Below are 20,845 nucleotides of genomic sequence, written 5' to 3'. Positions count from 1 at the left end.
GCCGGCGGATGCCCGGCGCCACGGCGCGTTACGGAAGCGCCTGCTGCAGGTACGACTCGATGACGTAGCTGAAAGGTTGCTGCTGGCGGTCGCGCAACAGGGCGCGCACCTCCAGGATCACGCCGTGATCGCCTTCGCCCCGCGGCGGCCAGAACGTCTGGTCAGCCAGGGTCTGGCGCTGGAAACCGAGCGGGCCGACCACGCGACCGAACGGTTCATCGGTGCTGTCCAGCACCTGGTTCATGGCCGGGCTGAGGTGGCCGGGCAGGTACCAGTTGTCCGCCTCGGACAGCACGCGGCTGCCACAGACCAGCTGCACGCGGCGATAGCGCAGGTCGATGCCCGGCTTTGCGCCCAGTGCCTGCAGCACGTCGGCGGGGGCCGGCTTGTCCTGGCCGTGTACGCGCACCGCGCGCACCCGTGCCTGCTCGGCCAGGCCGTGTTCGGCACACCAGTGCTCCAGAGTCGCGGTCGCGCTCTGCCCGGACAGCACGCGCTGGTGCAGGCGCTCGACCAGCGCAGCCGGGGCGATCCGCTGCTGGCCCGGCGGCGACTGCAACGGCGCGGCGGCCGCTGCATCAGTGGCGGACAGGCTGGCGATCGGGGCGGCGGCAAGCAGGGACGCGGCCTGCCAGCGGCGGAGACGATCGTGGCGGTCGGACGGGCCCATGCGGCATCACAGCGGAAACAGGCGCCCATGTTACCCGTTCAGGGGTGTGCACGGCGTGGCTGCGACCGGTTGTCGCAGGGGGAGTCATCGTTCTGGTGAATGTATGCCATCCAGATATTTCGTTGGCCGATGGCTGTGTCGAGGCGCACGATGGCGCCATTCTTGGCTTTCCGGGAGTTCCCGATGACCCTCCAGTTCGTCCATGGCGGTGTCGACCGCGACGGCGCGCCACTGCATTTCCATATCCGTGATGGCCGCATCAGTGGGCTCAATGGCGAGGCCGCGCCGGCCGGCGGGGCGGAATGCGTCGACCTGCAGGGCTTCGCGGTGCTGCCCGGGCTGGTCGACGGCCACATCCACCTCGACAAAAGCTTCGTTGGCGACCGTTGGCACCCGCATCAGCCGGTGAACAGCCTGCGTGAGCGGCTGGCGGTGGAAAAGGCGGCAGTGGCGGCTGCGGCGCCGATGGTCGATCGCGCCGAGGCGCTGATCCGCCAATGCAGCGGCTTCGGCACAGTGGCAATGCGCTGCCATGTCGATATCGATGGCAGCACCGGCCTGCGCCACCTGGAGGCGGTACGCGAGGCCGCATTGCGCTGTGCCGACATCATGCGCATCCAGCTGGTGGCGTTCCCGCAGGCCGGGGTGATGTCCTGCCCGGGTACTGCCGCCGTACTGGAGCAGGCCCTTGCTGCGGGCGTGGAAGTGCTCGGCGGCATCGACCCCACCACGCTCGACGGTGATGCCGAAGGCCAGCTGGCGCTGCTGTTCGGCTTGGCCGAGCGCTACGGCGTGCAGCTGGACATCCATCTGCATGAGCCCGGCGAAACCGGCCTGGCGCAGTTGCTGCGCATCGCTGCGCGTACCCGGGCCGCCGGCCTGCAGGGGCGTGTTGCGGTCAGCCATGCCTATGCGCTGGGCGACGTGCCGCTGGCGCGCGCGCTGCAGGTGGGCGAGGCATTGGCCACGGCGGGTGTGGCGATCATGAGCAACGCGCCGGGCGATCATCCATTCCCGCCGCTGCGCGCGCTGCATGATGCCGGTGTGCGCGTGTTCGCGGGCAACGACAACATCCGTGACTGCTGGTGGCCGTATGGCAACGGCGATCTGCTGCAGCGCGCGATGCTGCTGGGCTACCGATCCGGCTTCTACACCGATGCCGACCTGATGCTGGCGCTGGACATGGTGACCACCCATGCCGCGCAGGTGATCGGGCTGCTGCAGTACGGTCTTGTGGAAGGGCATCCGGCCACTTTCGTGGCGGTGCGTGCCGACCACGGCCCGGCCGCTGTGGCCGCAGTGCCGGTGGAGCGACGCGTGGTAGTTGATGGCCGTTGGCTGTAGATCCAGGCCATGCGTGGATGAATGTGGCCGCGCGGTGGTTCCATCCACGCATGGCGTGGATCTACCCACGACGCCACGCCAGTTCCGGTTGCGCCGAGCCATGCTCGGCGGCCTTTCAGACGTAATCGTCGGCACGGGTGGCGACGAATTCCTCAAGCCACGCCAGCAGGTGGGCGATGTCGATGATCTCGCCCTGCTCGACGCGCTTGAGCAGCAGCGTGCTGGCGCCGATCTGCAGGCTGCTGTCGGCATAGCGCAGCACCGCGTCGATGCCCCAGGCATCGGTAACCTGCATCCAGGCCAGGCCCGGCACGCGCTGGGCCAGGGTGTCACCGAACGCCACGCCCAGTGCTTCCCAGCCATCGCAGTCATCACGGCCGATCAGCTCGGCATCGACCACGCGCTGCAGCGTGGTGGCCGCCAGCGGCCATTGCACCGGCAGGGTGGGAAAGCCGGCGGCCACGCGCGCGGCGATCAGCGAGCGCTGGTGCTGCAGATGCGTCTGCAGTGCAGCGGGCAGGGGATCGAAGCGGGCGGGGATTTCGTCGGACATGACAAGGCGCCGTGGGGCACGGAAACAACAGGCACTCTAAGGGGCGATGTTGCCCGCCGTGCGGCCGGATTGACCAAGTTTCGATGCTTGATGCGCGAACGGCATCCGCGCATGACGTGGATCTACCGCGGTCAATCCGGTTCGCGCTGCACCTGGCGCCACAGCTCGCTGGCCAGTGCGCGCACGGCATCGTCGGCGTCGGCACGATGCAGCAGGCCGATCTCGTAGTTGTCGATCACCGGCAGGTCGCGCTCGCCATCGACGATGCGATGTTCGCGGCTGACCGCGCGGCGCGGCAGCAGGCTGATGCCGATGCCATCGGCCACGGCACCCTGGATGCCGCTCAGCGACGAACTGGTGAAGGCGATGCGCCAGCGCAGGCCCAGCGCCTCCACGGCGTGGATCATCTCGTCGCGGTACAGCCCGCGTGGCGGGAAGGTGACCAGCGGCAGCGGGTCCTGCTGCAGGCAGCTGCTGCGCAGGCTGTCGATCCAGTGCATCGGCTCGCGCCGGCAGTGCACGGCCTGGCGGCTGTTGCGGCGTTGCTTGACCAGCACCAGGTCCAGCTCGCCGTGGTCGAAGCCCTGCGCCAGGTCACGGCTGAGGCCGCTGCTGATCTCCAGCTTCACCTGTGGGTGGCGACGGCTGAAGGCAGCCAGCATGCGCGTGGTCTGCGGGTTGACGAAATCCTCGGGCACACCGATGCGGACGGCGGTCTCCACCGTCGCACCGGCCAGCGCCTGTGCCATTTCCTCGTTCAGGTCGAGCATGCGCCGCGCGTAGCCGAGCAGGGTGTGGCCGGCGTCGGTGGGGTGCACGTCGCGGTGACCTCGCTCGAGCAGGCGATGCCCGGCCAGTTCCTCCAGCCGGCGCACCTTCTGGCTGACCGTGGACTGGGTTGAATGCAGGCGCGTGGCCGCCGTGGTGAAGCTGCCGCAGTCGGCCACCATCACCAGCGCCCGCAGCAGGTCCAGTTCGAACAGGGTTCTATTCGATTTGGCACTGTCTTGCATTTGAACATTTCACTTCTGGATACCCGGGCCGACTTCTACCATGCAGGGCAGGGGCCGGCAATGCCCGGCTGTTGCTACCGTCGCACGGCGTTCCGTGGCGACGGCCATGAGGAGACACCGTCATGCGCGTCCATCGTTCCCCTGGCTGGTCTGCGTCGTTCGCGCGCGTGCTGCTGTTGTGCCTGCTGGCCATGGTCACTCCGGCCTGCACCGCCACGTCCAAAGCCGACGTCGATGGCCGCCTGCGCGATGCTGCCACCCGCGGCGATGCCGATGCGGTGCGACAGGCGATCGAGGATGGCGCCACGCTGGAGGCGCGTGATGGCCAGGGCCGCACCGCGCTGCTGCTGGCCACGCATGGCAACAATGTAGACGCCGCGCGTGAACTGATCGAAGCCGGCGCCGACGTCAATGCCAAGGACGCCATGCAGGACAGCGCCTACCTGTATGCCGGTGCGCGCGGCCTGGACGAGATCCTGGCGATGACGCTGGCGCACGGCGCTGACCTGCGCAGCACCAACCGCTATGGCGGCACCGCCTTGATTCCCGCCGCCGAGCGCGGCCACGTCGCCACCGTGCGCACGCTGCTGCGTGCCGGCGTCGCTGTGGACCATGTCAACCGCCTGCACTGGACCGCGCTGCTGGAGGCCATCCTGCTCGGCGACGGCGGCGCGCGCCACGTGCAGATCGTGGAGCTGCTGCTGGATGCCGGTGCCGACCCGGAGCTGGCCGATGGCGACGGCGTGACGCCGCTGGCGCACGCGCGCCAGCGCGGCTATACCGGAATTGAAACCCTGCTGCGCCAGCACGGCGCGGTGCGCTGAATGCAAACCCCTTCCACCCGCACGCTGGGCGTGCCCATCAGGATGCTGTCCATGTTCCGTTCCCGTCCGTTGTCCCTTGCCATCCTCCTTGCGGTGGCGCCGCTGTCGGCGTCTGCTGCCGAGCGCGCCGACCTGCTGATCCGCAATGCCACCGTGGTCGATGTCGAGCACGCCAGCACCCTGGCCGGGCAGAGCGTGGTGATCCGTGGCGAGGATATCGTGGCCGTCGGCCCGGACGCGCAGCTGCGCAGCCAATGGAGTACGGCCCGCCAGATCGACGCCAAGGGCAAGTACCTGATTCCGGGCCTGTGGGACATGCATGTGCATTTCGGCGGCGGCCCCGCGCTGATCGAAGAGAACAAGGCACTGCTGCCGCTGTACATCGCGCATGGCATCACCACGGTGCGTGACTGTTCCGGCGATCTGCCCGAGCAGGTGCTGCAGTGGCGCGGCGAGATCGCCAAGGGCACCTTGTTCGGCCCACGACTGCTCAGTTCGGGCGCGAAGATCGAAGGCATCAAGCCGGTCTGGAAGGGCACGATCGAAGTGGGCAGCGAGGCCGACGCCGACAAGGCGATCGCCCGCCTGCAGCACGACAAGGTTGATTTCGTGAAGATCACCGACAGCACGCTGAAGCCGGAGCTGTTCCTGTACTCGGCCAGTGCTGCGCGCAAGGCCGGCTTCAAGGCCTCGGGTCACATTCCGATGGCGCTGACCGTGGAGCAGGCGGTCGATGCCGGCCTGGCCTCGATCGAGCATCTGGACTACGCATTCAAGGCCGGCAGCAAGGACGAAGCGCAGATCGCCGCCGACTTTGGAGCCGGCCGCATCGACCGCGCCGAAGCCAACTGGCGCCTCGACGCCAGCTTCGACCGCTATACCGCGATGCATGCCTACCGCGATTTCGCCAGGCGCGGCGTATTTGTAACCCCGACCCTCAACGGTGGCCGCATCCTCGATTTCCTTGACCAGGATGACCACGCCAACGATCCGTACCTGGCCTACATCGGCCCGGGCCTGCGTGCGACCTACCAGTGGCGTGTGGACCGCGCGGCGAAGGCCACGCCGGCACAGATCGAAGCGCGCCACGCGCAGTACCACCAGGTGGCCGCGGTGCTGCCGATGCTGCAGGAGGCGGGGGTGACGATCATCGCCGGCACGGACGCAGGCTTCCTCAATTCGTTCAACTTCCCGGGCATCGCCCTGCACCAGGAACTGCAGCTGTTCGTGAAGGAAGGCCTGAGCGCACCGCAGGCGCTGTCGGCCGCAACCCGTTCCGGCCCGGCCTGGTTCGGCCAGATGGACCGCTACGGTGGTGTCGCGCAGGGCAAGGCCGCCGATCTGGTGCTGCTGACCGCGAACCCGCTGCAGGACATTGCCGCCACCGAAAAAATCGACAGTGTGATCCTGCGTGGCAACGTGTATGACCGCGCCGCGCTGGACAAGATGCTGGCCGACACCAAGGCCAAGGTCGCGGCGTGGAATGCCGAGGCTGCGAAGGCGCAATGATCGACAGGGTCGGATCCCTTCCCACCGGGAAGGGCTCTGATCCTGTCCTGTGGACTCGAACTGAATCCACGCATGGCGTGGATGATGCGGCCGGTGACCTAGCGCGGTGCCGGCCGCATTCCGTGCAACTGCGGCAGTGCGGCCTTCATCGCATCGATGAAGGCGCGCAGCCGCGGCGGCTGCTGGCGCGCGGCGGGAAACACCACGTGTACCGGCAGTGCCGGTGCCTGCCAGTCCGGCAGCAGCTGAACCAGCCGCCCGTGTGCGATGTCCTCGGCCACCAGCCAGGCCGAGACCACCGCTGCGCCCAGCCCGGCACATGCGGCCTGTTGCACCACGAACAGGTTGTCGCTGAGCAGGCGCGGGCTGATCGATAGGGTATGCGCGCGCCCTTGTGCGTCATGCAGCAGCAGGCGTTCGCGGTAGTAGGTGACCAGTGAGATCCACGGCAGTGCCTGCGCCTGTTCCGGCGTACTGACTGTTGTGGCGTCCACCAGCGAGGGTGCCGCCACGACGATGCGCGGTACTTCGGCAAGCGGCAGCGCGACCATGCGTGGTTCGTCGACCGGGCCCACCCGCACCGCGCAGTCGATGCCTTCTGCGATGAAGTCCGGGCGCCGATCCTCCAGGATCCACTCCAGGCTCAGCTGCGGGTGCTGGGCGAGGAACGCGAGCATGGTCGGCAGCAGCTGCGCCTGGCCAAAGGCGTGCGGCACCATCACCCGCAGGCGTCCGCGCAGTGTCTCTGGCTCGCCGTGCAGTTCGGCCTGCAGCGACTCCCATTCGTCGACCACGCGTTGCGCATGGCGCTGGCAGCGCAGGCCATCTTCGGTCAGCTGCAGGCCGTGGGTGGAGCGCTGCAGCAGGCGCAGACCGAGCTGGCGCTCCAAGGCCTGCAGGCGGCGACTGACCGTCGGCTGGGTGGTGCCCAGCTGCACGGCTGCGGCAGACAGGCTGCCGGCATCGACGATGCGCAGGAAGGTGCGCAGCAGATCCAGGCGATCGGCGCCGGTGGCGAAGTCATTCATGCGTGTAACGTATGAAGGATATGTAATGCAGCCTACTACAGACGTTTGGCGAATACCGGCAGGATACGCCCACTTCTTCCACCGGACGCTCCCATGTCTACCCCTTCGCTATCCGTCGCCGCCGCACCCTCCACCCCGCTGGTGCTGGCAATGGCGGCCGGCGCTGGCTTTTCGGTCGCTTCGCTCTATTACAGCCAGCCGATGCTGGGACTGATCGCCCGGGACCTCGGCGCCGGTGAGCGCGCCGCCGGCCTGGTACCGACCCTGACCCAGCTCGGCTATGCACTTGGCATCCTGCTGCTGGCGCCGTTGGGCGACCGCTTCGACCGCCGCAACCTGATCCTGTTGAAGTCCGCGTTGCTGGCGCTGGCATTGGGCGCTGCAGCGATGGCTGGACACCTGCCTGGCCTGCTGATGGCCAGCCTGCTGGTGGGGCTGATGGCCACGCTGGCACAGGACATCGTGCCGGCCGCTGCGGTGCTGGCGCCGGATGCACAGCGCGGCCAGATCGTCGGTCGGGTAATGACCGGCCTGCTGCTCGGCATCCTGTTGTCACGGGTGGTCAGTGGCGTAGTGGCCGAGGCGTGGGGTTGGCGCACGCAGTTCGTGCTGGCTGCGGTATCAGTGGCGGCGATGGGAGCGGTGATGGCGCGTGCGCTGCCGCGCTTCGCACCGACCAGCACGCTGCGCTATCCGGCGTTGTTGGGTTCGTTGCTGGCGTTGTGGCGGGAGCAGCCGCAGCTGCGCCGTGCGGTGGCCAGCCAGTCGTTGCTGGCGGTGGGCTTCAGCGCGTTCTGGTCAACCCTCGCGCTGATGCTGCATGCACGGTTGGGGCTGGGTAGTGCCGCAGCGGGTGCATTCGGCATTGCTGGTGCGGCCGGCGCATTGGCCGCGCCGTTTGCGGGTCGATTCGCCGATCGCTTGGGTTGCCACGCCGTGGCGCGGCTGGCGATCGCGGTGGCGCTGCTGGGCTTCGGCCTGCTGCTGACCGAGTCCTGGCTGCCGGCCGCTGCGCTGCTACCGCTGCTGGTGGTGAGTGCGCTGCTGTTCGACTTCGGCTTCCAGTCGGCGCTGGTGGCGCACCAGACGCTGGTCTACGGCCTGGTGCCGCCGGCACGCAGCCGCCTCAATGCGTTGCTGTTCACGGGCATGTTCATCGGCATGGCCGCCGGCGGTGCGCTGGGCAGCCTGGCGCTGGCGCAGTGGGGGTGGCACGGCGTGGCCTGGCTGGCGGTGGTGTGTGCGGGCGGCAGCCTGCTGCTGCGTTTGAAGTAAGGATGGTGTTCGGCAGGGCTTGCAGCCCTGCACCTGCGGTAGTGCCGGCCGCTGGCCGGCAACAGCACAAACAGCGGGTTTCCTGTAGGTAGGCGGGGGGGCCGGTTGCGGGGGACGCCGTGAATCCGTCCATGAGGCTCGGTCGCGCCATCCATGGCGCTCACGCCCCCGCAACCGGACCCGCCCCGCCTTCGACAGCTTCCTGCGGTGTGTTGGAACGGCTCTGACCCCAGATGTATTTCGATATCTGACAGCTTTCATCCACGCATCGCGCGGGTCTACCGTGTCGACCAAGGTCGACACCTACGAACCGCCATCGGAATCTGTCAGAGGTGGGGCGGTGTCGGAGTGCGGGGTGTCCGCGGCATGGATGCCGCGGCCAAGCCCCCAAGGATGGGTTTACGGCGTCCCCGCACTCCGACACCGCCCCGCCATCCCACGGAATGCACGCTTCTGCTGTTGCCGTTGAGGTTGCCGGCCAGCGGCCGGCACTACCGCGGGTGCAGGGCCGCAAGCCCTGCCGAACAACCCGCTAATCGTGACCGCTGTCGTCCAGGCTGATGATGCCGCGCCTCAGCGCCTGGGTCACCGCATGCGTACGATCGCCGACGCCCAGCTTGTCCATCAGGCTTTTCATGTGGGCCTTCACCGTCTGCTCGGAAATCTGCATGCGCTCGCCGATGCGCTTGTTCGACAGCCCGCTGGCGACGTGCCGCAGCACCTCGGTCTCGCGCGGTGACAGCCGATCCTCGACGACATGTGCCGCAATGCTCGCCGCCACCGCCGGGGGAATCGGTGCGCGCCGGCCGCCAGCGACCATGCGGATCGTATCGACCAGCTCATGGCGCAGCATGTCCTTCAGCAGATAGGCGCTGGCGCCGGCCTGCAGCGCGCGGACCGCGCGTACGTCACCACGGTAGGTGGTCAGCACGATGATGCGTGCACGTGGATCCATCGCGCGGATCCGCACGATGGCTTCCACGCCATCCAGCCGTGGCATCTGCAGGTCCATCAGCACCACGTCGGGCTGCAGCCGCTGGTAGCAGGCGATGGCTTCCTCGCCATCGGCGGCTTCGCCGAGCAGGCGCAGATCGGGTTGTGCGCCCAGCAGCGCCGCCAGGCCGTCACGCAGCAGCGGGTGGTCGTCGACCACCAGTACGCCGATCGGGGCAGGGGATTCAGTCATGGTTTGCTTTACTCCAGGGCCAGCGCCAACGCGATGGGCGGCGGTGATACAGGCGACGGGCGGGAACCGCCAGCGCTACTTCGGTCCCCAGCCCGGCGCGGGTCCACAGTTGCAGTTCCGCACCGAGGCGCTGCGCGCGCTCCCGCATGCCCTGCAGGCCCCAATGGCCATGGCCGGCATTCTCGTCGGCGATGCCGACGCCATCGTCGCGCACGTGCAGCAGGAAACACCGCGTGCCGTAGGACAGTTCTACTTCGATGGCGCTGGCGTTGGCATGACGCAACGCGTTGCGGATCGCCTCACGCCCGATCAGGAACACCTCTTCAGCCGCGTCGGCCTGCAGAGATGGCGTCGCACCTTCCACGGTCAGGCGCAGTGGGTTGGTGCCGTGACCGGCGTATTCGGCGTGCACATCGGCCAGTGCCGAAGCGAGGTCACGGCCGGCGAACGGTCCCTCACGCAGGGCATTGACCCGCTCGCGGCCCTCGGCCAGGTTGCGCTCGGCCAGTTGCATCGCCGATTCCAGCTGGCCGCGTACCGGCTCCGGGGTCTGGGGTGACTGGCTGATCGCGTGCAGACGCAGGATCAGGCCCTGGCTGCCTTGCAGCAGGGTGTCGTGCAGGTCGCGGGCAATGCGTTCGCGTTCGCCATGGCGTTCCTGCAGACGCGCGCGGAACAGCACCGCCAGCTGCCCGCTGCGGATGCGCACCGCCATCACCAGCAGCGCGAGGATCGCGGCCGCGCACAGCAGCTTGAACCACACGGTCTGCATGAAGGTGGGGGCGATGCGGAAGCTGCGGCTGGCCGGCGCGGTGCTCCAGATGCCGTCTTCGTTGGCGGCTTCCACCTCGAACCGGTAATTGCCCGGTGCGAGGTTGGTGTAATACGCGCGGGTGCTGCTGCCGGCATCCTGCCAGCCGTCGTCGACCCCGGACAGGCGATAGCGGTAGCGGTTGCGCTCCGGGCGCGCCAGCGACAGCGCCACGTAGTCGATCTGCAGCTGGCTGGTGCCGGCTGGAAGGCGCAGGCCATCGCGCAGAGGTTCGTGTGCGCTGCCGTACAGCACTTCGCCGATGCGCACGCTGGGCGCCATGGTGTTGATATGCGAGCGCGTGGTATCCAGCCAGGCCAGGCCCTGGTTGGTGGCCAGCCACAACAGGCCATCGTCGGCCAGTGCTGCGGTGGCGATCGGTCCGCTCTGCAGGGCGATGCCCGGCATGCCATCCACTGCATCGAACAGGCGCGGCGTCACCGGCTGCCCGCTGCGCAGGGCGCGCCGCAGCTGATCGCTCCCCAGCCGGACCAGGCCACGACTGCCATTGAGCCAGAGATAGCCCTTTGCATCGGCGACCATGCCGGTGATGCCTTCCATGACGCCGGCCATGTCGGTGTTCACCTGGACGAACCGGCCATTGCCCAGGCGCACCGCCAACCCGGCCTCGCCAGCAACCAGCAGCAGGTCCTGATGATCGAGTAGCGCCGTGATCGGCCCGACCGACAGGCCGTGGCCGGCGTCGAAGGTTTCGATGCGCGTCGCCCCCATGCGGCGCAGCCGGCCATCTGCATAGCCGAGCAGCAACTGGCCATGGGCGTCCAGCGCCAGTGACGAGCAGGCCTGCTCGGGCAGGCGGCGTTCGCGTTGCCACTGGTCGTGCTGGTAGTGCAGCACCCCCCGTTCGCCGGTGCAGACCCAGGCCTGCTCGTCGTCGGGGAACAGCAGGGCATGCAGTGGTTGCCCGGTGAAGGGCGCAGGCAGCGGAATCCGCGTGGTGCGGCCGGCCACGGTGCGTGCAAGGTTGACCCAGTCGAACTGCCAGATCGGGGTGGGTGCCTGGCGCGCGGCGGCCTGCAGCTGCGTGGCACTGCCATCGAGCAGGGTGCGCCTGAGGTCGTAAGGCTTGAGGTCTTCGCCATAGCCATACACATGCCCATCGCTGGCCCGTACCAGTGAGCGGTAGGGATCACTGGGGCCCACCGCCAGGGTATGCACGCTGCGTGCGCGGAAGCGGTTGAGGCCGAGATTGGTGCCGACCCAGAGATTGCCTTCGCGATCGACGATGATCGGTACCGCCGAGGTGGCGGTCAGGCCATGCGGTGAATCGAAGCGCTCCATGCGCACGGCGCGGCTGCCGTCGAAGGTGATGCGGGCCACGCCGCCGTGCGGGCTCATGGTGGCCCACAGCGCGCCATCGGCAGTGAACTGCAGGCGCGCAGCCACCAACTCCGGCAACCGCCGTGCCTCGCGCTCGCTGTCCGGCAGCAGGCCCTGTGCGTTGGCCAGCGGCGAGGTGCCGCGCACGCGGTCGGCCAGCCACACTTCACCCTGCGGACTTTCGGCCAGCGTTGCCATCTGCGAGACGGCGATGCCGGTGTCCTCGAACGTGGTCTGGCCGGCCGCACGCGTCCAGATCTTCAGGTCGGCCAGTACCCAGAAAGTGCCGCGGCTGTCGTGCAGCACCCACTGCACACGGCGCTCGGGCAGGCCGGCTGCGGCAGGAAGTGGCTGCCAGCGCTGTCCATCAAAGCGGCGCAGCCCACCATTGATCGCCGCCCACAGCTGGCCCTGGCGATCCTGGCTGAAGCGTGGGACCACGCCGACCGGCACCCCCTGCTCGCGGCCGTAGTTGTGCAGCCTCCCCTGTGCGAACCGGCTGATGCCGGCCTGGAAGTAGCCGACCCACAGGGCACCGTCGGCGGCATGCGCCAGCGTGACCATGTTGGTGGACGGGAACTGGCTGCCGACGGGCGCTGCCTGCCGTTCGAAGCGACGGCCATCGAAGCGGTACAGCCCCGAGCCGGTGGCCAGCCACAACAGGCCGTCCCGGTCCTGGGTGATGTCCCAGATGTCACCGGGTGCACCCTGGCCGACCCGCCACGCGGTGTGCTCGTAGCCAGGCAACCCGCTGCTCACGGCCGGTCGCTGCACGGCAAGGGCGGGCAGGGCGGTCCACAGCAGCAGGCACGTCAGCAGCGCCGGCAGGCGACGCAGGAACGGGAAGGGGCGGCCATGCATGGCGCGCATTCTGGCAGGTGCGGGGCAGCCCCGGGTGACCCGATCGGGGTAGGCGCCTGGTGCTGTGGTCGGCTATCACGCCGACATGTCCTGCGGAGCCCGGCCATGCAGCGCCTGTTCGTGATGTTCCCCGACCGCGGTCCGGGCATCGGCCTGCTGTGGCTGCGGCTGTGCGTGGCCGCTGCGCTGTGCACGCCGGGCGCGCAGACGGGCTGGCTGTCGGCGCTGTGCCTGCTGGCGGTGGCGATGCTCGCGCTGGGCGTATTGACGCCGCTGGCGGTAGTGCCGGCAACACTGTGCCTGTATGCACAGGCACTGCCGTGGCCACTGGTGGTGTTGCCGCTGGCCTTGCTGGCGCTGGGCCCTGGCGCCTATTCACTGGATGCGCGGTTGTTCGGGCGCCGCCTGCTCGGCCGTCGACCCCCCCCATTCGGGTAGGTGCTGGCCTCGACCGACGGGGGTAGGGCATCGTGCGGCGGCCACGCACCATGGGGCACCCCCTCGCGGCGTCCCCCATGGCCACCGTCTTTTCGCCCGATCCGCGCGCCGTGGCGCTGGCACCGCAGCAGGCCGCCGCATTGCAGCGCGCCCTGCGCTATGTCGATGAGCACCTGTCGCAGCCGCTGCGGGTGACCGAGCTGGCCGCAGCCGCCTGCGTCAGCCGCTTCCATCTGGTGCGCCTGTTCCGGACCGGTACCGGCGCCAGCCCGCTGCGCTATGTGCGCCGCCGCCGCATCGAGCGTGCGCGCCAGCTGCTGCCCGGCGCGCAGCTGCCGATGTCCCGCCTGGCCCAGCAGCTGGGCTTCTTCGACCAGAGCCATTTCGTCCGCAGCTTCCGCGCCGAGACCGGCTGCAGCCCAGGCCAGTACGTTGCCGGCGATGCGGCCCTGTTGCTTCCCCTTGATCGTGTTTCCAACGGAGTCCACCCATGAGCCTTGCCACCGCCACTCCCGCCCCGGCGCTGCTGTCGCCGACCGACCACGCCCTGGTGCTGATCGACTTCCAGTCGCAGATGGCGTTCGCCACCCACACCATCGACATCTCCGCGCTGCGCAACAACGTGTCGCTGATCAGCAAGGGCGCCAAGGGCTTCAATGTGCCGGTCGTGCTGACCACGGTGGCCGAAGCGTCGTTCTCCGGCCCGATGTTCCCGGAACTGCCGGAGATCTTCCCGGGCCAGACGGTGTTCGACCGCACCTCGATGAACACCTGGGAAGACCAGCCGGTGATCGATGAGATCAACCGCATCGGCAAGCGTCGCCTGGTTGTTGCCGGGCTGTGGACCAGCGTCTGCATCGTGGGTCCGGCGCTGTCGGCGCTGGCGCAGAGCTTCGAGGTCTACGTGATCACCGATGCCTGCGGCGATGTCAGCGAAGAAGCACACGAGCGTGCGATCACCCGCATGGTGCAGGCCGGTGCGGTGCCGATGACCAGCGTGCAGTACCTGTTGGAGCTGCAGCGTGACTGGGCGCGTGGTGAGACCTACGACCTGACCACCGGCATCGCCCGCGACCACGCCGGTGGCTATGGCATCGGCATCCAGTACGCCAAGCGCATGTTCGGCGCGCAGGAAGGCGGGCACTGAGCATGCTGGCTGGCCATGGCCTCGACCTGGCCCTGTTGATGCTGCGCGTGGCGGCAGGAGGCTTCCTGCTGCCACACGCGCTGGGCAAGCTGTTCGGTTGGTTCGGTGGCCCCGGGCTGGCCGGCTTCGCCACCGAACTGCGCGGCTTCGGCCTGCCAGCGGTGGCACCGCTGCCGCTGCTGCTGGCCCTGCTGCAGGTGCTGTCCGGGCTGGCCGTGCTGCTGGGCTGGCAGACCCGCGTCGGCGCGCTTGCAGCGGCGGCCTTCATCGGCTTCACCGTACTGTTGGCCCTGCCCAAGGGCTGGTTCTGGATGCGCGGCGGCAGCGAGTACCCGTTGATGTGGACCACGGTACTGCTGGCCCTCGCGCTGACCGGGCCCGGCGCCTGGGCACTGGACGGCCAACGCCTTCCGGGAGACCTCGCATGAGTCACGATCCACTCGATCACGGCCGCCGCAACGTGGTGCTGGCCGGCAGCGCCGCGGTGGCGCTGGGCCTGGCCGGTCGTGCCGGTGCCGCACTCGATTCCACTTCCAAGGAGCGTCGCATGAGCACGCTGGTCATCCGCAATGCCCGCATCACCACCCTTGACCCACTGCAGCCGCATGCACAGGCGCTGGCCGTGCAGGAAGGGCGCATCGTTGCCGTCGGCAGCGACGAGGAGATCATGCGTGGCTGGGGCAATGAAGCGACCCTGATCGACGCCCAGGGCCGGCGCCTGCTGCCTGGCCTCAACGACAGCCATACCCACCTGATACGTGGTGGCCTGAACTACAACCTGGAACTGCGCTGGGATGGCCTGCGTTCGCTGGGCGATGCCTTGGACATGCTGAAGGCGCAGGTCGACCGCACGCCTGCACCGCAGTGGGTGCGCGTGGTCGGTGGCTTCACCGCCACCCAGTTCAACGAGAAGCGCCTGCCGACCCTGCAGGAACTCAACGACATCGCGCCGGATACGCCGGTATTCCTGCTGCACCTGTACGACCGTGCGCTGCTCAACCGCGCCGCGTTGCGCGCCTGCGGCTATACCAAGGACACGCCGGATCCGCCGGGCGGGCAGATCGTGCGTGATTCGCTCGGCAACCCGACCGGGCTGCTGCTGGCCAAGCCCAACGCGCTGATCCTGTACGCGACGCTGGCCAAGGGGCCACGCCTGCCGATCGAGTACCAGGCCAATTCGACGCGCCACTTCATGCGCGAACTGAACCGGCTCGGCATCACCTCGGTGATCGACGCCGGCGGCGGTTTCCAGAACTATCCCGAGGACTACCAGGTCATCGAGCAGCTGCATCGTGATGACCAGCTGACCGTGCGCATCGCCTACAACCTGTTCACCCAGAACAAGGGCAAGGAAGTGGATGATTTCCGCGGCTGGAGCGAGATGCTGCAGCCGCGACAGGGCGATGACCTGCTGCGCCACAACGGTGCCGGCGAGATGCTGGTGTTCTCCGCCGCCGACTTCGAGCTGTTCAACGAGCCGCGCCCGGAACTGCCGCCGGAGCTGGAACCGGAACTGCACGATGTAGTGAAGCTGCTGGTCGAGAAGCGTTGGCCGTTCCGCATCCATGCGACGTACGACGAGAGCATCACCCGCATCCTCGATGTGTACGAACAGGTCAACCGCGAGGTGCCGTTCGATGGCCTGCACTGGTTCATCGATCACGCCGAAACCATTACCCCGCGCAACATCGAGCGCATCCGTGCGCTGGGCGGCGGCATCGCCGTGCAGCACCGCATGGCTTACCAGGGCGAGGCCTTCGTCGAGCGTTACGGCGTGCAGGCGGCGCGGCATACGCCGCCGGTGAAGCGGATGCTGGCTGAAGGCGTACCGGTCGGCGCGGGAACCGACGCCACCCGGGTGGCCAGCTACAACCCTTGGGTGGCGCTGTCCTGGCTGGTGACCGGACGCACCGTGGGCGGGCTGGCCCTGTATGGCGATGAGAACCTGCTCGAACGCGAGCAGGCGCTGCGCCTGTGGACCCAGGGCAGTGCCTGGTTCTCCGGCGACGAAGCGGTGAAGGGCACGCTGAAGGCCGGCCAGCTGGCCGACTTCATCCTGCTTTCGGCCGATTTCTTCCGCGTGGATGATGCGCAGATCGCCGACATCACCAGCGTGTTGACCGTGGTTGGCGGGCGCATCGTGCATGCCGATGCTGATTACGCCGGGCTGGCGCCGCAGCTGCCGCCGGCGATGCCCAACTGGTCGCCGGTCAACAGGTTCGGTGGCTACCACGTCGGCGGCGCCGCCACCGGGTTGGCTGCCGCGCATCGCCACCATCATGGTGTGGCCTGCAGTACGCATGGTGCTCATGGTCATGCCGCGCAACATGCGGCGCCCACCGATGACCTGACCGCCTTCTGGGGCGCGATGGGATGCTCGTGCTTCGCGTTCTGAGCCTGGCGCTGCTGGCCGCACCCTCGCTTGCACAGGCCTGCGACGGTGGCCGTTGCAGCGAAGTGGGCAATGGCCAACTGCAATGGGATGCGTCACTGCGCGTGCGCGGCCTGTACTACGACCCGACCCGGTTCGGGATTGGCGGCGCAGAGGATGGCTATGGCCTGCTGCGCGCGCTGGCTTCGGCCACCTATGTGGAAGAGACCTGGCAGGCAAAGCTGCAGCTGGGCGTGCATGCTGAGAATGGCAAAGCCGGCAGCCCGGGCCGCACCGACCGCAGCGCGCTGGATGTGCAGCAGGCGTACTGGCGCTGGCAGCGAGGGGGCGTCCACCTGCAACTCGGCCGGCAGGAGGCCGGTTATGGCAGCTCGCGCCTGTTGTCGGTGCGCGATGGGCCGAACATCCGCCTGGCCTTCGACGGTGCGCGTGTGGGTTGGAAGGGCCGCCTCGGCACGCTTGATCTGATGGCGCTGCGTCCGGTGGAGAACCGACCGGGTGCCTTCGATGATCGTGGCGAACACGGTGCTCACCTGTGGGGTGCCTATGCCACCACGACACGCGGGCAGGGCGCGGGCCAGTGGGATCTGTACCTGCTGGACTATCGCCGCGACGGCGCGCGCTTCGCCGCTGGCACCGGCACCGAACGTCGGCAGACACTGGGCGCGCGCTGGTTTGGCCAGGCCGGTGCACTGGACTGGAACAGCGAGCTGGTGGCGCAGGGTGGTGAACTGCGAACGACCGTCGGTACGCTCGACATCCGCGCATGGACGCTCGCCACCGATACCGGTTGGCGCTGGCGGGATCTTCCGCTGCAACCGCGGCTGGGCCTGAAGGCCGACATCGCCAGTGGCGATGCCAACCTGCATGACGGCCGCCTGGGAACCTTCAACGCCTTGTTCCCGAAGTCGGCCTATTTCAGCGAGGCCAGCCTGCTGGCCCCGGCCAACCTGATGGACGTCCAGCCGACCCTGACCCTGCGCCTGCACGACGCGGTGACGACGGAACTGGGCGTACAGATGGCCTGGAAGCATCGCCGCGCCGATGCGGTCTACACCACGCCGGCACCGCTGGTGGCGTTGCCAGGCAGCGCCGGTGGCGCGCGCCGCATCGGTAATCAGTACAAATCCGAAACCCGCTGGCAGGCCAGCGAACACTGGCAATGGCAGCTGCAGCTGGCCTGGGTCGACGCCGGTCCTGCGCTGAAGCAGGCCGGAGGCCAGGACACGTTGTTCGCCTCGATCGTTGGAGCATGGCAATGGTGAACGCAACCGCATCGCAACCTTCCGCACAGGCCGCAGGCGCCTGGTCCCCGCTGAAGATCCAGATGTTCCGCTCGATCTGGCTGGCGATCCTGGCCAGCAACATCGGCACCTGGGTCAATGATGTGGCCGCTGCCTGGGTGATGGCCGAGCGTACCGGCTCACCATTGATGGTGGCGCTGGTGCAGTCGGCCACCACGGTGCCGATCGTGCTGCTGGCGCTGGCCGCTGGCACCCTGGCCGACATCGTCGACCGCCGCAGGTACCTGCTGGCCACCCAGGGCTGGATGCTGCTGGTCGCCGCGGTGATGGCGGCGTTGACCGCGATGGACATGCTGACCCCGCAACTGCTGGTGCTGCTGACCTTCTGCATGGGCTGCGGTGCGGCGATGGCGATGCCGGCACAGGCTGCGATCGTGTCCGAACTGGTGCCGCAGCCGATGCTGGCTTCAGCAGTGGCGCTGAACTCGATCGGCATCAACATCGCACGCTCGATCGGCCCGGCCATCGGTGGCGTGATCGTCGCCCAGCTGGGCGCCGTCTGGGCGTTCGGCTTCAACGCCATCACCTTTGCCGCGATGCTGTTCGTGGTGTGGGGCTGGAAGCGCGACCCGAAGCAGTCCAGCCTGCCGCCGGAAGGGTTCGGTGCTGGCCTGAAGGCGGGCCTGCGCTATGCCAGCCGCGCCGGGCGGTTGCAGGCGGTGCTGATCAAGTCGGTCGGCTTCTTCTTCTTCGCTGCAGCGATGAACGCAATGTTGCCGGTGGTGGTACGCGGGCAGATGCACGGCGGGGCAGGGCAGTACGGCATTCTGTTGGGCTGCATCGGTATCGGCGCGGTGGGCGGTGCGCTGTTGCTGCCGAAGCTGCGTGCGCAGATGGATCGTGACCTGCTGGTGCTGCTGGCCACCCTGTCGCTGGCCCTGAGCCTGGTCGGTCTGGCGCTGACCCGCAGCTGGTACGTGCTACCGCTGGTAATGCTGATCAATGGCTTTGCCTGGATCACCGTGCTGTCGTCGCTGCAGATCGCCGCGCAGACCGCGGTGCCGGCGTGGGTACGTGCGCGTGCACTGGCGTTGTACATCATGGTGTTCTCTGCCGGCATGGCCGCTGGCGGCCTGAGCTGGGGCGCGCTGGCACAGCGCACCTCGCCGGAACTGGCCTTGCTGGTGGCTGCCGCAGGTGCGGTGATCGGCGGATTGCTGGTGTGGCGCGTGCGCATTGCCGGTACTGAAGACCTGAACCTGCGCCCGGCGGGACACTGGCCGGCACCGGAACTGTCGGTGCCGGTATCCAACGATCGCGGCCCGGTGCTGGTGACCATCGAGTACCGCATTGACGACGCTGATCGCGCCGCGTTCCAGGCGCAGATGCGCGCACTGGGCACGATCCGTCGCCGCGATGGCGCGGTGGTCTGGGGTGTGGTGGAGGATGTGGCCAGCCCGGGCATCCACCTGGAGTATTTCGTGACCCCGTCGTGGCTGGAGCACCTGCGCCAGCATGAACGCATCACTGCCGATGACAAGGCAATCCAGGAAGTGCTGCGCGGGCTGCATCGTGGCGAACGTGCGCCGGTGGTGCGTCATTTCGTGGGCGGCCATGATCCATTGCCGAAGACCGGCGTCCCGCACCACCACAGCGATATCTGATGTTCTCGTGGTAGAGCCGGCCGCTGGCCGGCTGCGCTGGATCGCGATGGATGATCGGATTGCCGGCCAGCGGCCGGCACTACCGAAGGGGCGGCGGCACCATTACGGCGCCGCCGCGAGACATCATTTGCGTGCAAAGGCCAGCAGGTCGGCGTTGAACTGGTCGGCGTGGGTGAGGGTCAGGCCGTGCGGGGCACCGGGGTACACCTTCAGCTCGGCGTCCTTGATGATCTGCGAGGACAGTTTGGCCGAAGCATCGAACGGCACGATCTGGTCGTCATCACCGTGCACGACCAGCGCCGGCACGTCGATCTTCTTCAGGTCCTCGGTGTAGTCCACTTCCGAGAACTCGTGCACGCAATCGTACTGACCCTTGACGCCACCGAGCATGCCCTGCAGCCAGAACGAATCACGCATGCCCTGGGTGACCGTGTTGCCATCGCGGTTGGCGCCGAAGAACGGGGTGGCCAGGTCCTTGAAGAACTGCGAGCGGTCGCCGCCGGTGCCCTTGCGGATGCCGTCGAAGACCTCCAGCGGAGTACCGGCCGGGTTGGCAGCGGTCTTCAGCATCAGCGGCGGCACGGCGCCGACCAGCACCACCTTGGACACGCGCTTGCTGCCGTGGCGGCCGATGTAGTGGGCCACTTCGCCACCGCCGGTGGAATGGCCGACCAGGATCGCGTCCTTCAGGTCCAGTGCTTCGATGACTGCAGCGAGGTCATCTGCGTAGGTGTCCATGTTGTTGCCGTCCCAGGTCTGGCTGGAGCGGCCATGGCTGCGACGGTCGTGAGCGATCACGCGGAAGCCGTTCTGGCCCATGAACAGCATCTGCGGGTCCCAGGCATCGGACGACAGCGGCCAGCCGTGGGCGAACACGATCGGCTGGCCGGTACCCCAATCCTTGTAGAAGATGCGGGCGCCGTCGGCGACGGTGACGAAGTTGCTCATTGCAGGTTCCTTGGCGGAAGGGAGGGAAGGCACAGACAGTTGTGCCGGTGCCTCCGGCAGTACAGCGCAGCGCCAGACCGGCGACTTGCACAGCTGTGCTGGATTACAACGGATGTGACGCGTATCGCTCTGGCACGAAGCCGTTCCCGCATCGAGGATGGCGGCAGCCCTGTGGAGGAGCCTGCAATGTCGAAGGTGTGTTGGAGCTTGTTGTGGTGCCTGCTACTGGCCACGGGGGCGCATGCTCAGACCAACGTCTACAAATGCGTGGACGGGCCGCTTCCGGTCTATCAGCAGACGCCGTGCCAGGGGCGTGCGGAATGGCGCTGGGAGGTGCCGGCGGAGCCGCCCTCAACAGGTGCGACGGGGGCCAGGGCGGCGAGTCCAACTCCAAGCCGTCCGCGTGTGGTGCAGCAGGGGCGTGCGCGGGGGGCGCTGATACCCATCAGCACGGATCCCACCGCCTGTGAGCGTGCGCGGCAGCAACGCGGGAAGGTGCTCGCCAAGACCAAGCGCCTTGACTTCGTACAGCGGCGGCAGCTGGATGACGCGGTGTACGACGCGTGCCGCTGAATCCAGGAGTGCCAGAAGCGACAA

Annotated in this window: 18 protein-coding genes; 11 read left to right on the top strand and 7 right to left on the bottom strand. The window is 68.1% G+C overall.

What is annotated here, in order from left to right:
• Nucleotides 1-28: 28 nt before the first annotated feature.
• Nucleotides 29-670 carry a hypothetical protein gene (locus tag ACJ7C5_RS00605; protein WP_412702780.1) on the bottom strand — a complete coding sequence of 214 codons (642 nt, stop codon included), beginning with the start codon at nt 668-670 and terminating at the stop codon, nt 29-31.
• 183 nt (nt 671-853) lie between these two features.
• Between ACJ7C5_RS00605 and ACJ7C5_RS00600 the strand changes: the two genes are divergently transcribed.
• The gene (locus ACJ7C5_RS00600) at nt 854-2,014 is read left to right on the top strand and encodes an amidohydrolase family protein (protein ID WP_412702779.1); all 1,161 of its coding nucleotides are present in this window, start codon (nt 854-856) and stop codon (nt 2,012-2,014) included.
• A gap of 115 nt (nt 2,015-2,129) precedes the next feature.
• Here the strand turns inward: ACJ7C5_RS00600 and ACJ7C5_RS00595 are convergent, their stop codons facing one another.
• Together ACJ7C5_RS00595 and ACJ7C5_RS00590 are read right to left on the bottom strand one after the other, a co-directional pair.
• Entirely contained in the window at nt 2,130-2,567 is a 438-nt protein-coding gene (locus tag ACJ7C5_RS00595) for a DUF3806 domain-containing protein (RefSeq protein WP_412702778.1), read from the bottom strand.
• Nucleotides 2,568-2,698: 131 nt separating this feature from the next.
• A complete protein-coding gene (locus ACJ7C5_RS00590; RefSeq protein ID WP_412702777.1) occupies nt 2,699-3,580 on the bottom strand; it encodes a LysR substrate-binding domain-containing protein in 882 nt (293 codons plus the stop codon).
• 122 nt (nt 3,581-3,702) lie between these two features.
• On the opposite strand from ACJ7C5_RS00590, the gene ACJ7C5_RS00585 reads away from it, so the two are divergent.
• Both ACJ7C5_RS00585 and ACJ7C5_RS00580 read left to right on the top strand, forming a co-directional pair.
• Nucleotides 3,703-4,404 (top strand): ankyrin repeat domain-containing protein, encoded by a 702-nt coding sequence (locus ACJ7C5_RS00585; RefSeq protein ID WP_412702776.1) that lies wholly within the window; start codon nt 3,703-3,705, stop codon nt 4,402-4,404.
• A 51-nt stretch (nt 4,405-4,455) separates the two neighbouring features.
• A complete protein-coding gene (locus ACJ7C5_RS00580; protein WP_412702775.1) occupies nt 4,456-5,913 on the top strand; it encodes an amidohydrolase family protein in 1,458 nt (485 codons plus the stop codon).
• Nucleotides 5,914-6,011: 98 nt separating this feature from the next.
• On the opposite strand, the gene ACJ7C5_RS00575 is transcribed toward ACJ7C5_RS00580, so the two are convergent.
• Nucleotides 6,012-6,941 (bottom strand): LysR family transcriptional regulator, encoded by a 930-nt coding sequence (locus ACJ7C5_RS00575; RefSeq protein WP_088026292.1) that lies wholly within the window; start codon nt 6,939-6,941, stop codon nt 6,012-6,014.
• Nucleotides 6,942-7,034: 93 nt separating this feature from the next.
• Here ACJ7C5_RS00575 and ACJ7C5_RS00570 point away from each other — a divergent pair, with 93 nt between their 5' ends.
• Complete coding sequence (locus tag ACJ7C5_RS00570; protein WP_412702774.1) at nt 7,035-8,216, top strand: MFS transporter; 1,182 nt, start codon at nt 7,035-7,037, stop codon at nt 8,214-8,216.
• A 532-nt stretch (nt 8,217-8,748) separates the two neighbouring features.
• On the opposite strand, the gene ACJ7C5_RS00565 is transcribed toward ACJ7C5_RS00570, so the two are convergent.
• Entirely contained in the window at nt 8,749-9,402 is a 654-nt protein-coding gene (locus ACJ7C5_RS00565) for a response regulator (RefSeq protein ID WP_094000831.1), read from the bottom strand.
• The gene (locus ACJ7C5_RS00560) at nt 9,395-12,415 is read right to left on the bottom strand and encodes a sensor histidine kinase (RefSeq protein WP_412702773.1); all 3,021 of its coding nucleotides are present in this window, start codon (nt 12,413-12,415) and stop codon (nt 9,395-9,397) included. The genes ACJ7C5_RS00565 and ACJ7C5_RS00560 overlap by 8 nt, the downstream gene beginning before the upstream one ends.
• Before the next feature lie 105 nt (nt 12,416-12,520).
• Here ACJ7C5_RS00560 and ACJ7C5_RS00555 point away from each other — a divergent pair, with 105 nt between their 5' ends.
• The 7 genes from ACJ7C5_RS00555 to ACJ7C5_RS00525 all read left to right on the top strand — a co-directional run bounded on the left by ACJ7C5_RS00555 (nt 12,521) and on the right by ACJ7C5_RS00525 (nt 19,300).
• The gene (locus ACJ7C5_RS00555) at nt 12,521-12,853 is read left to right on the top strand and encodes a hypothetical protein (RefSeq protein ID WP_412702772.1); all 333 of its coding nucleotides are present in this window, start codon (nt 12,521-12,523) and stop codon (nt 12,851-12,853) included.
• A gap of 77 nt (nt 12,854-12,930) precedes the next feature.
• The gene (locus tag ACJ7C5_RS00550) at nt 12,931-13,347 is read left to right on the top strand and encodes a helix-turn-helix transcriptional regulator (RefSeq protein ID WP_412702771.1); all 417 of its coding nucleotides are present in this window, start codon (nt 12,931-12,933) and stop codon (nt 13,345-13,347) included.
• On the top strand, nt 13,344-14,000 hold the full coding sequence (locus ACJ7C5_RS00545) for a hydrolase (RefSeq protein ID WP_412702770.1): 657 nt from the start codon (nt 13,344-13,346) through the stop codon (nt 13,998-14,000). The genes ACJ7C5_RS00550 and ACJ7C5_RS00545 overlap by 4 nt, the downstream gene beginning before the upstream one ends.
• A 2-nt stretch (nt 14,001-14,002) precedes the next feature.
• The gene (locus tag ACJ7C5_RS00540) at nt 14,003-14,428 is read left to right on the top strand and encodes a DoxX family protein (RefSeq protein ID WP_412702769.1); all 426 of its coding nucleotides are present in this window, start codon (nt 14,003-14,005) and stop codon (nt 14,426-14,428) included.
• A complete protein-coding gene (locus tag ACJ7C5_RS00535) occupies nt 14,425-16,395 on the top strand; it encodes an amidohydrolase (RefSeq protein ID WP_412702768.1) in 1,971 nt (656 codons plus the stop codon). Before ACJ7C5_RS00540 ends, ACJ7C5_RS00535 begins: the two co-directional genes overlap by 4 nt.
• A complete protein-coding gene (locus tag ACJ7C5_RS00530) occupies nt 16,374-17,657 on the top strand; it encodes an alginate export family protein (protein ID WP_412702767.1) in 1,284 nt (427 codons plus the stop codon). The genes ACJ7C5_RS00535 and ACJ7C5_RS00530 overlap by 22 nt, the downstream gene beginning before the upstream one ends.
• Entirely contained in the window at nt 17,651-19,300 is a 1,650-nt protein-coding gene (locus tag ACJ7C5_RS00525; protein ID WP_412702766.1) for an MFS transporter, read from the top strand. Before ACJ7C5_RS00530 ends, ACJ7C5_RS00525 begins: the two co-directional genes overlap by 7 nt.
• Before the next feature lie 123 nt (nt 19,301-19,423).
• Here ACJ7C5_RS00525 and ACJ7C5_RS00520 read toward each other — a convergent pair whose 3' ends face one another.
• Nucleotides 19,424-20,248 carry an alpha/beta fold hydrolase gene (locus ACJ7C5_RS00520; RefSeq protein ID WP_412702765.1) on the bottom strand — a complete coding sequence of 275 codons (825 nt, stop codon included), beginning with the start codon at nt 20,246-20,248 and terminating at the stop codon, nt 19,424-19,426.
• Between the last annotated feature and the right edge of the window lie 597 nt (nt 20,249-20,845).

Origin of the sequence: Nocardiopsis yanglingensis (genome assembly GCF_045809185.1) — a bacterium.
Lineage (GTDB): Bacteria > Pseudomonadota > Gammaproteobacteria > Xanthomonadales > Xanthomonadaceae > Stenotrophomonas > Stenotrophomonas yanglingensis.
The sequence above is the reverse complement of the archived record's forward strand: the minus strand, read 5'-3'. Positions and strand labels throughout refer to the sequence as shown.

What these genes read in the sequence shown, in the direction of transcription:
- ACJ7C5_RS00605 (WP_412702780.1), bottom strand. Translation starts at nt 670, where the DNA reads ATGGGCCCGTCCGACCGCCACGATCGTCTCCGCCGCTGGCAGGCCGCG.
- ACJ7C5_RS00600 (WP_412702779.1), top strand. Translation starts at nt 854, where the DNA reads ATGACCCTCCAGTTCGTCCATGGCGGTGTCGACCGCGACGGCGCGCCA.
- ACJ7C5_RS00595 (WP_412702778.1), bottom strand. Translation starts at nt 2,567, where the DNA reads ATGTCCGACGAAATCCCCGCCCGCTTCGATCCCCTGCCCGCTGCACTG.
- ACJ7C5_RS00590 (WP_412702777.1), bottom strand. Translation starts at nt 3,580, where the DNA reads ATGCAAGACAGTGCCAAATCGAATAGAACCCTGTTCGAACTGGACCTG.
- ACJ7C5_RS00585 (WP_412702776.1), top strand. Translation starts at nt 3,703, where the DNA reads ATGCGCGTCCATCGTTCCCCTGGCTGGTCTGCGTCGTTCGCGCGCGTG.
- ACJ7C5_RS00580 (WP_412702775.1), top strand. Translation starts at nt 4,456, where the DNA reads ATGTTCCGTTCCCGTCCGTTGTCCCTTGCCATCCTCCTTGCGGTGGCG.
- ACJ7C5_RS00575 (WP_088026292.1), bottom strand. Translation starts at nt 6,941, where the DNA reads ATGAATGACTTCGCCACCGGCGCCGATCGCCTGGATCTGCTGCGCACC.
- ACJ7C5_RS00570 (WP_412702774.1), top strand. Translation starts at nt 7,035, where the DNA reads ATGTCTACCCCTTCGCTATCCGTCGCCGCCGCACCCTCCACCCCGCTG.
- ACJ7C5_RS00565 (WP_094000831.1), bottom strand. Translation starts at nt 9,402, where the DNA reads ATGACTGAATCCCCTGCCCCGATCGGCGTACTGGTGGTCGACGACCAC.
- ACJ7C5_RS00560 (WP_412702773.1), bottom strand. Translation starts at nt 12,415, where the DNA reads ATGCATGGCCGCCCCTTCCCGTTCCTGCGTCGCCTGCCGGCGCTGCTG.
- ACJ7C5_RS00555 (WP_412702772.1), top strand. Translation starts at nt 12,521, where the DNA reads ATGCAGCGCCTGTTCGTGATGTTCCCCGACCGCGGTCCGGGCATCGGC.
- ACJ7C5_RS00550 (WP_412702771.1), top strand. Translation starts at nt 12,931, where the DNA reads ATGGCCACCGTCTTTTCGCCCGATCCGCGCGCCGTGGCGCTGGCACCG.
- ACJ7C5_RS00545 (WP_412702770.1), top strand. Translation starts at nt 13,344, where the DNA reads ATGAGCCTTGCCACCGCCACTCCCGCCCCGGCGCTGCTGTCGCCGACC.
- ACJ7C5_RS00540 (WP_412702769.1), top strand. Translation starts at nt 14,003, where the DNA reads ATGCTGGCTGGCCATGGCCTCGACCTGGCCCTGTTGATGCTGCGCGTG.
- ACJ7C5_RS00535 (WP_412702768.1), top strand. Translation starts at nt 14,425, where the DNA reads ATGAGTCACGATCCACTCGATCACGGCCGCCGCAACGTGGTGCTGGCC.
- ACJ7C5_RS00530 (WP_412702767.1), top strand. Translation starts at nt 16,374, where the DNA reads ATGCTCGTGCTTCGCGTTCTGAGCCTGGCGCTGCTGGCCGCACCCTCG.
- ACJ7C5_RS00525 (WP_412702766.1), top strand. Translation starts at nt 17,651, where the DNA reads ATGGTGAACGCAACCGCATCGCAACCTTCCGCACAGGCCGCAGGCGCC.
- ACJ7C5_RS00520 (WP_412702765.1), bottom strand. Translation starts at nt 20,248, where the DNA reads ATGAGCAACTTCGTCACCGTCGCCGACGGCGCCCGCATCTTCTACAAG.